Source organism: Streptomyces sp. NPDC058674 (genome assembly GCF_042716505.1).
Lineage (GTDB): Bacteria > Actinomycetota > Actinomycetes > Streptomycetales > Streptomycetaceae > Streptomyces.
This window is the reverse complement of record NZ_JBHXSC010000114.1, coordinates 1-12,017: the sequence shown is the minus strand read 5'-3', so window position 1 is coordinate 12,017 and position 12,017 is coordinate 1. Positions and strand designations below refer to the sequence as shown.

Annotated in this window: 10 protein-coding genes; all 10 read left to right on the top strand. The window is 73.8% G+C overall.

The annotated features are described in order from the left end of the window. Nucleotides 1–455: 455 nt before the first annotated feature. Complete coding sequence (locus ACFWU6_RS32865; RefSeq protein WP_383985026.1) at nt 456–1,412, top strand: hypothetical protein; 957 nt, start codon at nt 456–458, stop codon at nt 1,410–1,412. Further along, nucleotides 1,409–3,025: a class I adenylate-forming enzyme family protein gene (locus tag ACFWU6_RS32860; RefSeq protein WP_383812520.1), complete on the top strand. Its 1,617-nt coding sequence runs from the start codon at nt 1,409–1,411 to the stop codon at nt 3,023–3,025. Before ACFWU6_RS32865 ends, ACFWU6_RS32860 begins: the two co-directional genes overlap by 4 nt. After that, complete coding sequence (locus ACFWU6_RS32855) at nt 3,022–3,963, top strand: sugar phosphate isomerase/epimerase family protein (RefSeq protein ID WP_383985023.1); 942 nt, start codon at nt 3,022–3,024, stop codon at nt 3,961–3,963. Before ACFWU6_RS32860 ends, ACFWU6_RS32855 begins: the two co-directional genes overlap by 4 nt. Before the next feature lie 9 nt (nt 3,964–3,972). Continuing rightward, the gene (locus ACFWU6_RS32850) at nt 3,973–5,400 is read left to right on the top strand and encodes a pentapeptide repeat-containing protein (RefSeq protein WP_383985021.1); all 1,428 of its coding nucleotides are present in this window, start codon (nt 3,973–3,975) and stop codon (nt 5,398–5,400) included. Continuing rightward, nucleotides 5,397–6,605: a DapH/DapD/GlmU-related protein gene (locus ACFWU6_RS32845; RefSeq protein WP_383812515.1), complete on the top strand. Its 1,209-nt coding sequence runs from the start codon at nt 5,397–5,399 to the stop codon at nt 6,603–6,605. Before ACFWU6_RS32850 ends, ACFWU6_RS32845 begins: the two co-directional genes overlap by 4 nt. Continuing rightward, nucleotides 6,602–7,435: a class I SAM-dependent methyltransferase gene (locus tag ACFWU6_RS32840; RefSeq protein WP_383985018.1), complete on the top strand. Its 834-nt coding sequence runs from the start codon at nt 6,602–6,604 to the stop codon at nt 7,433–7,435. Before ACFWU6_RS32845 ends, ACFWU6_RS32840 begins: the two co-directional genes overlap by 4 nt. Next, nucleotides 7,432–8,676 carry a pyridoxal phosphate-dependent aminotransferase gene (locus ACFWU6_RS32835; protein ID WP_383985016.1) on the top strand — a complete coding sequence of 415 codons (1,245 nt, stop codon included), beginning with the start codon at nt 7,432–7,434 and terminating at the stop codon, nt 8,674–8,676. Before ACFWU6_RS32840 ends, ACFWU6_RS32835 begins: the two co-directional genes overlap by 4 nt. Next, nucleotides 8,673–9,731 (top strand): DegT/DnrJ/EryC1/StrS family aminotransferase, encoded by a 1,059-nt coding sequence (locus tag ACFWU6_RS32830; protein WP_383985013.1) that lies wholly within the window; start codon nt 8,673–8,675, stop codon nt 9,729–9,731. Before ACFWU6_RS32835 ends, ACFWU6_RS32830 begins: the two co-directional genes overlap by 4 nt. A gap of 19 nt (nt 9,732–9,750) precedes the next feature. Next, the gene (locus ACFWU6_RS32825) at nt 9,751–10,497 is read left to right on the top strand and encodes a YggS family pyridoxal phosphate-dependent enzyme (RefSeq protein WP_383985011.1); all 747 of its coding nucleotides are present in this window, start codon (nt 9,751–9,753) and stop codon (nt 10,495–10,497) included. Nucleotides 10,498–10,599: 102 nt separating this feature from the next. Then, entirely contained in the window at nt 10,600–11,901 is a 1,302-nt protein-coding gene (hisS, locus tag ACFWU6_RS32820) for a histidine--tRNA ligase (protein ID WP_383985008.1), read from the top strand. The last annotated feature ends 116 nt before the right edge of the window (nt 11,902–12,017 follow it).

Below are 12,017 nucleotides of genomic sequence, written 5' to 3'. Positions count from 1 at the left end.
CCTCCCGCATTTCCTCGGGGGCGTGGCGGGTTTTGTTTTTTTTCACCCCGTCCGCCCCCGCCCCCCGCCCGGGGGGGGGGGCGCGCGCGCTGGGAGCCCCGCCCCCCCCCCGGCACTCGGCCTGCTTACTTGCCCGAGCGAACCTTGATCTTGTCGAGGCGGGGGCGCATGCCGACAGCGTGGTTACGGGTCATGATGACTCTCCTTCATTGGGTGTGATACCCCGCAAGGCCATTCGTTCCCTTGCGGTGAAGCGATATGACCATGGCCTAGACCCAAGAGTCAAGTCCAGTTGTCAATAATGTGAGAGAGCGTCTATTCAAGGGGTGTACGGCCGCAACCACAGCCCCATGCCCGGGCGTTCGAGAGCGCCTCGCCCGCTCGACGTAACTTGACCAGTTTTATTGACTCAGTCGTGGATTTTATGTCAATCTCGCTGCGACAAGCATGCGAACGTGAGGGGAAATCAGTTGGAACGCCCGCCGGAGAGCCAGCACTCCCTGCTCCTGATCAAGCCGGACGGGGTCTCGCGCCGCCTCCAGCCTTACGTCCTCGACACGGTGCGCGAGGCCGGACTGACCGTCCTGTGCCACCACCGGCTCCTGCTGGACGAGGACGACATCCGCCGGGCCTTCGCCGACATGCGACGCGACGAGAACCCGCTGGAGCACCTCACCCTCGACCTCTGGTACGCGCACCGGCCCATGGAGGTGATCGTCGTCCGCGGAGGCGACGACACCGTGGAGACGGCCGCCGCCGTCAAGCGCAAGGCGCGCGCCGCCTACCGCCTCGGCGTGTGGGCCAACGTGGTCCACACACCGGACCACTGGGAGGAGTTCGCGCTCCAGCTCTCCGTCTTCGGGCAGCACTGCCCCGACTGCCGGGCCCTGCTGGCCGGCACCGACTTCGGGGACTACGAGGACGTCGCCCAGGCCTACCCGCCCGGGATTTCGCTGCCACCGCGCTGGCGCGACCCCGAGGCGCTGCGCGCCGTCGTCGAGCCGATGTGGCGCGACCGGTCCTCCTGCGTCTGGCGCCCCACCTATCCGCCCCTGTACGAGGCCCCGCGGCGCGCGGACGGGCCGCGCGGCCACGTCGTCTGCGTCACCCGCTCGCCCAACCAGCTCTCCTTCGACAACCTGGTCGCCGCCGTGATGGCCGCCCTGCCCGGCATCGACTTCCCGCAGGCCTTCGAGGTGGTCTTCACCTCGCTGCACCACGCCGAGTTCCCACTGGCCGCCGGCACCCTCGCGGAGTGCCAGGGCTACGCGGCGTCGTTGTGGGACACCGGCCTGCGCACCGTCATCCGCGCCCAGGACGAGGACTTCCGCTACCCGGCACAGGACGGGCTGCCCGCCGAGGACGGACTGCCCGGGGACCGGCGGCCGGCCGTCCGGAAGGTGCCCGCGTGACCGCCCCCGCCACCCTGACCAGCACCCCGGCCGCCCCCTTGGCGGGCGCGCCCCAGCGGCTCGACGCGCTCCTCGAACGTGCCTGCGCGCGCTTCGCTGACCGCGTCGCCCTCGACGACGGGGAGGACGCCCTCGGCTACCGCGCCCTCGGCGAGCGGGGCCGCGCCCTCGCCGCCGCCCTGACGTCGGCCGGCCACCGGCGCGGGGAACCCGTTCTCGTCGCGGTGGACAACCGCAGCGGCGACCTCGTGTGCGAACTCGGCGCATGGTCCGCCGGCGCCGTCGTGGTCCCGGTGCACCGGGACTCCCCAGCGCTGGTGCTGCGCGCCACCGCCGAACGCGTCGGCGCCCGGCTGCTGCTCGGCGACCCGCGGCACCGCCCCGCGGCCTGGACGGACGCCACCGGCCCGGCCGGCCACCCCTGGATCAGCGGGATCGTCCAGGACACCGCCGCCGGCGCCCCCGGCGGCCGGCCGGTCCCGCCCGCCGAACTGGACGCCGATCAGGCCCTGGTGGTCTTCACCTCCGGCTCCACCGGCCGCCCCAAGGGCGTGGTGCTCTCCCACCGCGCCCTGCACACCAAGCTCCAGACGATCGCCCGGACGCTGCCGTTCGGAGAGGGCGAGACCGCCCTGCACCTGCTGCACCTCAACTTCAGCTTCGGGCAGTGGACCTCGCTGCTCACCCTCGCCACCGGCGGCACCCTGCTGCTCACCCCGCGGTTCCGGGCCCGCCAGGTGCTGGAGCTCCTTGCGCGGCGGACCGTCGACCGGACCGCTGTCGTCCCCAGCATGCTGCGCCTGATCCGCCGCGAACTCGACTCCCCTGACGGCACCGCCCTGGCGGCGCGGCTCGCCGCGGAGGGCTCCCCCGGCACGTGGATCTGCGGCGGCGAACCCCTGCCGGCCGGACTGGGCCGCGGGATGCGGGCCCTGCTGCCGCACGCCGGGATCGCCGACGTCTTCGGGCTGAGCGAGAGCGCCACCTCCGACTTCATCCTCACCCCCGACCGCTACGACGACGAGGCGGGCACCATCGGGCGGCCCTCGCCCGGCGTGGAGTACCGCATCGTGCCCGTGGACGGCGCCCCCGGCGCCGAAGCCGAAGCCGAAACTGGTGCGGTCGGTGAACTGTGGCTCCGTACGCCCCATCTGATGACCGGCTACCTCGACGACCCCGCCGCCACCGCCGCCACCATGGCCGGCCGCTGGCTGCGCACCGGCGACCTCGCCCGGCACCGGCCGCGGGACGGCCGGGTGGAGCTCGTCGGGCGCGCCAAGCAGCTCATCGTGCGCGGCGGCGCGAAGATCTCCCCACTGGAGGTGGAGGCCGCGTACGCCGATCACCCCGACTGCGCCGCGTGCGTGGCCGTCGGTGTCCCGGACGCGCTGCTGGGCGAGCGCCTGCACCTGCTCTTCGTACCGCGAGCGGGCCGGATGCCCGCCGAGGAGGAGCTACGGGCCCACGGGCGGCGCCGGCTGGAGGCCCACAAGGTCCCCGAGCGGGTGCACCGCGTCGAGCAGCCCCCGCTGGGGCGCACCGGCAAGACCGATCGGGCCGCGGCCGCGCGCCTCGCCGCGACCGCCGGAGCCGCCGCGGGGGGTGCGGCATGACCCTGCTGGGCGTCTCCACCGGCGTGCTGGCCGACCGCACCGATCTGACGGGGCTGCTCGCCTACGACCCCGAGGTCGTGGAGTTCTACAACTACCCCCGCTCGATGCTCGCCGGGATCGAGCGGTTCTGCGCCCGCCGCGGCATCCGGCCCGCGCTGCACACGCCCGTCCCCTACGACGAGCCGCGCCCGCTGCGGAGGTTCGCCCCCACGGGCCCCGATCCGGACGAGGCGGCGACCGCGCTGCGGCTGACCGAGGCCACCGTCCGCTGCGCGGCCGACCTCGGCGCGCTCCACGTGGTGGTGCACTTCCCGAGCCCCTATCCGCCCTACCCGCTCGCGGGGTTCGACAGCTGGTGCCGTGACTTCCTCGACGCCGCCTGCGGGCTGGCCCGCGAGCACGGGGTCCCCGTCCTGGTGGAGAACCTCTCCGCCCACCCTCTGCTGCACACCGCGGCGCACTACCGCGACGCCCTCGCCGGCCGCCCGGAGCTGGGGCTCTGCCTCGACGTCGGCCACGCGCACCTGCTCGGTCCGGAGCACGGGCCGCTCGGCTACGCCCGCGCCCTGGGTCCGGTCGTGCGCAGCATGCACCTCTACAACACCACCGCCGCGCGCTACCCCGAGCACGGCCACGAACCCGCCCATGCCGGCCAGTCGGCCGCCGACGGCTACCTCCCGCTGGCCGAGGTGCTGCCCGAACTGCTCGACCTCACCGGCGCCCCCGCCGTCGTCCTGGAGCACCGGCCCCCGGCGCCCGGCGACCCGGGGCCCGAGCAGATCAGCCGGTGGATCCGCGAGCTGATCGGCCACCGCCGGCCCGGCCGCCCCACACCGGACGGCCCTGCCGTTCGTACGCCCGGCGGCCCTGCCGTTCGTACGTCCGGCGAGCCCGCCCGTACCGCGTCCGCCGGATCTCCCCGTCCCGCCCACACCTGAGGAGCCCCGATGCCCGACACCACCGCGCTGGAACTACTGCGGCGCCTGGCCGCCGCCGACGAGGAACTGCGCCCCGCGCTGCTCAAGCACGTCTCCGAGGTCACCCAGGGCCTGATCGACACCACCGGCCGCGGCATGGACCTCACCGAGGCCGACCTGAGCAACCTCGACCTGCGCCGGGTCGACCTGCGCCGCGCCACCCTCAACCGGGCCCTGCTGCACGGCACCCGCCTCCAGGAGGCCGACCTCTCCGAAGTCAGCATGGTCTGCCCGGGGATGGAACGCACCGACCTCACCGGTGCCAGCCTGCGCTCCGCCTACGTCCACGCCCTGGCCGCCCAGACCTGCCTCTTCGACGGCGCCGACCTGACCGGGCTGCGGGACGCCACCGGCACGCTCTTCCACGGATGCAGCATGCGGGGCACCCACCTGGATGACGGCCACCTGTCCGGCTCGTCGTTCTACCAATGCGACCTGTCCGACGCCTCGATGCGCAACATGAACCTCCAGAGCGCGCTGATCAGCGAATGCCTGCTGGACTCCGCCGCCCTGGACGGCTCCTGCGTCGACCAGCTCTCCGTCACCAAGTCCAGCCTCCGCGACACCTCGCTGCGTTCGGTGGCCGGTCACGGTCTGGCCCTCCAGCGGCTCACCGCCGCCGACGGCCTGGTGCTCGCCGACGCGGGGCTGCCGCAGCTGCGGCTCACCGGCATCCAGGCGCACGACTGGCGGGCGGCCGGGCTCAAGGCACCAGACGCCGATTTCACCGACCTCGCCGTCACCTCCGCCGACTTCAGCGGCGCCCAGCTCACCGGTGCCCGCTGGACGCGCTGCACCGTGCCCCAGATCCGCCTCGGCGGGGCGTCGCTGAACAACGGCAGCATCCTGGAGAGCAGTCTGCGCGGCGCGGTCCTCACCGCCGCCCGCGGCGAGAACCTCCACATCGTGGAGAGCGACCTGTCCGACGCCGAGATGAGCACCTTCCTCGGCCGCTGCCTCACGGTGCGCGACTCCAGCCTCGCGCGGGCCAACCTGCGCCACGCCAACCTCTACCGGGCCATGATCACCGGTGATCCGCCGCGCGGCATGAGCCTGCGCCGTGCCGTCCTGGACGGTGCCACCCTCGTCCAGGCCTACATCGCCGCCGATCTGCGCGAGGCCGGCCTGGTGGGCGCCAACTGCGCCTACAGCCGTTTCAGCCAGTCCGACCTGTCCGGCGCCCGGCTCGACGGCGCCGGCATGTACCAGTCCACATGGGTGAAGACCGTCGTCACCGGCGCCCGTCTGACCGGTGTGAAGGCGCCGGTGTTCACCGACCGCTGTCCCGGCCTCGCCGAAGCCCTGGAGCGCGACGGCGGACCGGCCGCGACCGAGTTCGCCGCCTTCGCCGAGAGCCTCGGCGCCGCGCTGGCGAAGAGCCGCAAGGGGTCGACGTGACCATCGACCAGACCCCCGACGACGGATCGGCCGGCCGGCGCCGGCTGATCGAGGCCGGAGCGACGGTCGGGCCGGGCGTGCACGCCTGGCTCGGCTCCAACGTCCTCATCGGCCGCGACGTGACCATCGGCGCCGGCACCGTGCTGGCCGCGGACACCCTCACGCTGCGCGACGGCGTCACCATCGGCGAGGACTGCGACCTGCGCGCCGGAACCCTCTTCCTGGGCGACGCCACCGAGCTCCAGGCCTCGGTCACGGTGCTCGTCGCCGACGCCTTCGAGGTCGAGGGCGGCGGGCGCATCGAGTCCGGGACCCACGTCACCTGCCGCTCCTTCCAGGCCGACCGGCTGCTCTACCTCGGCCAGGGCACCAGCGTCGGCTACGGCGGCACCACCGCCTCCACCTCGCACGTCGTCCTGGGTGCCCGGGTGGCGATCGGACCGCACAGCATCCTCAACGCCAACCACCCGATCATCCTGGGCGACCAGGTCGGTTCCGGCTCCCACCTGACCATCTGGACCCATGGGTTCCATTTCGGTCACCGGCTCCTGGACGGCTACCCCGCGACCTTCGCGCCGGTGCGCATCGAGCGCAACGTCTGGCTCGCCTACCACGCCACGGTGCTCCCCGGGGTGACCATCGGTGCCGACACCATCGTCGCGGCCGGCAGCGTCGTCAGCCGCGACCTGCCCGCCGGAGTGCTGGCGGGCGGCGTGCCCGCCGCCGTCAAACGCACCCTGGAGCAACGGCCCCCGAAGGACGACGAGGCGCACCGGCGCATGGACGCCCTGCTCGACGAATGGATTGCCGAGCTCCAGTGGAAGGGCCTGAGCGCCGAGCGCACCCCCGACGGCGGCATCGACGTCGAGGGCCGCCACCGCGTGCTGCTGGTCACCGGGGACACCTGCCTCGACGCCGTCCACGCCCACGCCAACGCGGCCCACCGGCGCGGCTTCCACCTGCTCGCCGTGGACGACCGCCCCGACCTGCGCCCCTGGACCAGCCGCAACCGCGCCCTGTTCGAACTGCGCTCCGGGCGGCTCACCGGCGGCCTCGACGAGGTCGGCCACGACCTGCGGGACTTCCTGCGGCGCAACGCGCTGCCCTGCGGCGACCAACTGCCCTTCCGCAGCCTGCCCGTCGAGGGATTCGCCCGGCTGGCCGCGCTCACCCCCAAGCCCACCACCACCGGGAACGGCCGATGACCAGCACCCCCCGCCAGGCGCCCCACACCACCACGCCGCAGCACACGGCGCTGCCCGGGCCGGCCGGCGGCCCCCGCAATCTGGACCTGCGCTACGCCGACCGCCCCGTGGACAGCGAGCACCCGCACTACTTCCCCTTCGTCGTCGACCACGCCGAGCCCTGGCTGCGGGGCCACCCGGACGGGCCGGTGTGCGAAGTGGGCTGCGCGGCCGGGGCGTTCGCCCGCTACCTCCTCGGCCGCCACCCGGGCACCGACCTGACCTGCGTGGACCTCCAGCCCACCCTGATCGAGCAGGCTCGGCTGCGCGTGCCCGGCGCGCGCTTCCTGACCGGCGACGTACTGCGGCCCGACACCCTGCCCGCCGGGCCGTTCGCCACCATGTTCATGGTCGCCCTGCACAGCCACTTCGACGACCCCCAGCAGTGGATCGACGCGCTGCTGCGCCTGACCGCACCCGGTGGCCGCGCCTACGTCTTCGGCCTGTTCAACCCCGAACCGGTGGACGTCGTCATCCGGTTGCGCCATGCGGACAGCGACCCGGAGTGGCTGCCCGGGTGGAACCAGTTCTCCGTGCAGACCGTCAGCCGGCTGCTGGACGGGGCCGGACTGCGGCACGCCTTCCACCGCTACCTGCCCACCGCACCCCGCGCCCGGCAGCCGCAGGACCCGCTGCGCTCGCACACCGTGCCCGACCCCGATGCCGGCCCCGGCACCGCCGCGGACCCGGCGCTGGTCTACCTCAACGGCAGCCAGATGCTCCACCGCTTCGCCCTGCTGGAAATCCACCGGCCGGAGCCCGCGCCGGCCGCCGCCGGCGACCGGTCATGACAGGGCACCGGCAGCACCCGCAGCACCCGCAGCACCGGCCCGGCAGCGGCAGCGGCAGTCGTGGCGGCGCACCTGCCGCCCCGGCCGTCCCCGCGCGTCGCGGCCGCCTCGCCGCGCACGGGCACAACGTGTTCGCCGAGATGTCGGCGCTGGCCGAGCGGCACGGCGCCGTCAACCTCGGCCAGGGCTTCCCCGACACCGCGGGCCCCGACTCCGTCGTCGAGGCGGCCGTCCGCGCGCTGCGCGCCGGCCACCACCAGTACCCGCCGGTCCCTGGACTTCCCGGCCTGCGCCGCGCCATCGCCGACCACCAGCGGCGGCGCTACGGCCTGGACATCGACCCCGACCGGGAGACCGTCGTCACCACCGGTGCCTCCGAAGCACTGGCCGCCGCGCTGCTCGCGCTGACCTCGCCCGGCGACGAGATCGTGGCCCTGGAGCCCTTCTACGACTCCTACGCCGCCTGCGCCACCCTGGCCGGCACCACCCTGGTGCCGGTCCGGCTGCGGGCGCCCGACTTCACCCTGGACACCCGGGCCCTGGCCGCCGCGATCACCGGGCGGACCCGGGTCCTGCTGCTCAACACCCCCCACAACCCGACCGGCGCGGTCCTCACCCCCGGGCAGCTCCACGAGGTGGCCGCGCTGGCCCGGGCCCACGACCTCCTGGTCATTTCCGACGAGGTCTACGAGCACCTGGTGTTCGAGGGCGTCCACCAGCCCATCGCGACCCTGCCCGGCATGTTCGAGCGCACCGTCACCGTCTCCTCCGCCGGCAAGTCCTTCTCCTTCACCGGCTGGAAGGTCGGCTGGGCGAGCGGCCCCGCCGATCTGGTCACCGCCGTCCGCGAGGTCAAGCAACACCTCTCCTTCGCCGGCGGCACCCCCTTCCAGTACGCCGTGGCCGACGCCCTGCGCCTCCCCGAGGAGTACTTCACCGCCGCCACCGACTCCCTTCGGCGACGCCGGGACCTGATGACCGACGGGCTGAGCGCGCTCGGCTTCGAGGTGCGGCCGCCGCAGGGCACGTACTTCATCACCGCCGACATCACCCCGCTCGGCGAGAGGGACGGCATGGAGTTCTGCCGTGCGCTGCCCGGCCGCTGCGGCGTCGCCGCCATCCCCCAGCAGGTCTTCTACGCCGACCCGGACGCCGGGCAGCGCTACGTCCGCTTCGCGTTCTGCAAACGCGAGAGTGTGCTGCACCAGGCGCTGGACCGGCTCAAGGAGGGCCTGGCATGATCCCCGTACCCCACAACGGGCCGCTGGTCACCGAGGACGACATCGCCGCCGTGACCGAGGCCCTGCGCTCCGGCTGGCTCGCCACCGGCCCCCGGACCGCGGCGCTCGAAGCGGCCTTCGCCGAGCGCTTCCGCCCCATGCACGCCTGCGCCGTCTCATCGGGCACCGCGGGGCTGACGCTGGCACTGCGCGGCGCCGGACTCGGGGACGGCGGCGCCACCGTCGCCGTCCCCACCTACGGCTGCTCGGCCCTGCTGGACGCCGTGCTGGCCGCCGGCTGCACCCCGCTGGTCGTGGACGTCACCGAGCGGACCCTGGGCATCGATCCCGAGCGGCTCGACCCGGCGAGCCCCCTCGACGCCGTGATCGCCGTACACACCCACGGCCACCCGGCGGATCTGGACGCCCTGCGCCCCAAGACCGCGCTGCTGGTGGAGGACTGCTGCCAGAGCCTCGGCGGCCGCGACGAGCGGGGCCGTCCGCTCGGCGCGATCGGGGACGCCGCGGTGTTCTCCTTCTACGCCACCAAGGTGATCGCCGCGGGTGAGGGCGGGATGCTGCTGCAGTCCGACCGCGCGGCCCTCGAACGCGTCCGCGGCCATCAGGACCCGGCCGCCCGCGAGGTCTACGCCCCCCGGTTCAACCACCGCCTCTCCGATCCCGCGGCGGCCCTGGCGCTCAGCCAGTTCCGCCGCCTCGACGACATCGCCGCGCACCGCCGCGCCGTCGCCGCCCAGTACAGCGCGGCCCTGCCGCCGCACGTCGCGCCGCCGCCCGGGCTGGCCCCCGGCCAGGTGCCCTACCGCTACTGCCTGCGGGCCGCCGGCCGCGCCCAGCAGCAGCGGTGGATCGGCCACCTGCGCGCCGCGGGCATCGCCGCCGACCCCCTCATCCCGGCACGGCACCTGCTGCACCGGCAGCTGGGTCTGGAGCCGCGGGAGTACCCGGTGGCCGAACGCGTCGTGGACAGCACCGTCTCGGTACCGCTGTTCGCCGCACTGACCGGGGAACAGGCCGACCGGGTGGCCGAGGCCCTGACCGGCCTGCCCGACTAGCGAACGAGAAGGACCGACCGTGACGACACCCCCGCGCCCCGCCCCCGAGGAATCCCGGGAGGCCCGGCGGGCTTTCCTGGCCGGCCGGCTGGCCGCCGTCCGCGAGCGGATCGGCGACGCCGCCCGGGCGGCAGGACGCGACCACACCGGAATCACCCTCATCACCGCCACCAAGACCTGGCCCGCCGAGGACGTCCGCCTGCTGGCCGGGCTCGGCGTCCGCGACGTGGGTGAGAACCAGGACCGGCAGGCGTCCGCGAAGGCAGCGGCCTGCGCCGACCTCACGCCGGCCCTGTCCTGGCACTTTATCGGGCAGCTCCAGAGCAACAAGGCTCCCTCGGTGGCCCGTTACGCCGACATGGTGCACTCCGTGGACCGCGCCTCCCTGGTGTCCGCCCTCGGCAAGGCCGCCCAGCGGGCCGAGCGGGACCTGCGCTGCCTGATCCAAGTGAGCCTGGACGGCACCGCGGGCCGCGGCGGAGCCCACCCCGACGAGGTGCCCCGGATCGCCGCGCTCATCGCCGGCCTGCCCCGGCTCACGGTGGCCGGGGTGATGGCGGTGGCCCCGCCGCAGGAGCCGGCCGGCCCGGCGTTCGCCCGGTTGCGGCGCCTCCGGGAGCGGTTGCTCGGCGAGCATCCGGGGGCCGTGGTGATGTCCGCCGGCATGAGCGGCGACCTGGAGGCCGCGATCGCCGCGGGTGCGACGCACGTCAGGGTGGGTTCGGCCGTCCTCGGCCACCGGCCGCCCGCGCCCCTGCCACACTGAGGCCCCGCCGGGCGCCGGTCCGCCCGTTGGTCGCCCTGACGTCACGTCAGCACCCCTTGTTACACTGTCAGCTGTTTCGCGTCACCCCATAGGAGCCCCTCCGTGAGTCGTCTGCTGCCCACCGCTCCCTACCGAGGCACCAGGGATTTCCTCCCTGCCGAGATGTCCGTACGGCAGCAGGTGTTCGGCCATCTGTACGAGACGGTGGAGCGTTACGGCTACGGACGGTACGACGGCCCGATCCTGGAGTCCGCGGAGATCTACGAGGCCAAGTCCGGCCAGGAGATCGCGAACCAGCAGCTGTACTCCCTCACCGACCGGGGCGGCCGCCGGATCGCGCTGCGTCCGGAGATGACCCCCTCGGTCGCCCGTATGATCGCCGCCAACGCCGGCAGCCTCCAGTTCCCGGTGCGCTGGTACAGCCACGTCAACTGCCACCGCTACGAGCGTCCGCAGCGCGGCCGCACCCGTGAGCACTGGCAGCTCAACGTCGACGTCTTCGGGTCCGACAGCCCGAACTGCGAGATCGAGATCTTCGACCTCATCCACGACGTGATGGGCTCGCTCGGCGCGACCCGCGACATGTGGGTGCTGCGGGTGGGCGACCGGACCATCCTCAACAGCATCCTGCGCGACGTGGTGAAGGTGCCGGAGGGCGCACACCAGCAGACCATGGCGCTCATCGACCGCTGGGAGAAGGTGCCGGCCGAGAAGCTGCGCGAGGACGCCGCCGAGTTCGGAGTCGACGGCCGGATGTTCGACCTCCTGGAGTCCACGCTGCGCTCCGGAGCCGAGGTGCTGCCCGACCTCCCCGACGAGGTCCGGGAGGCTTCCCCGCTGGCCCAGGTGATGAAGAGCGAGGCCAAGGACCTCTTCGTCTTCGACCCCTTCATCGTGCGCGGACTCCAGTACTACACCTCCACCGTCTTCGAGGTGTTCGACCTCTCCCCGGCGAACAACCGCTCGCTCTTCGGCGGCGGCCGCTACGGCGACCTGGCCGGCCTCTTCACCAACCAGCGCATCCCCGGCATCGGCTTCGGCATGGGCGACGTCACCCTGCACGACTTCCTCGACACCCACGGCCTGCTGCCCGAGGCCAAGAACGAGGTCGACGTCGCCGTGATCCCTGTCGACGACGAGCTCGTCCCGGCCTCCCGCGAGGTCGCCCGGCAGCTCCGGCAGGCCGGGATTCGCACCTCGACCACCCTGGAGCCGCGCAAGCTGGGCAAGGAGCTCTCCCGCGCCGACCGCAGCGGCGCCCGCTACGCGCTCATCGTCGGTCGCGACGAGTGGCAGCGGAAGGCCGTGGTCCTGCGGGACCTCAAGGGCGCCGCGCAGCACGAGATCGCCCTGGCCGAGGTGGCCGCCCACCTCACGGAGCGCCTGGCGACCACGGGAGCCTGATCCCCGGCGTCCGCGCGGCCCCCGGCGGGGGCCGCCCGGGCCCCGCCCGAAATGAACCTGGGCCGGCGGGAAAATCCGGCGGAATACCCGCGGGGACGGGGGAGTCCGAGTAGGGG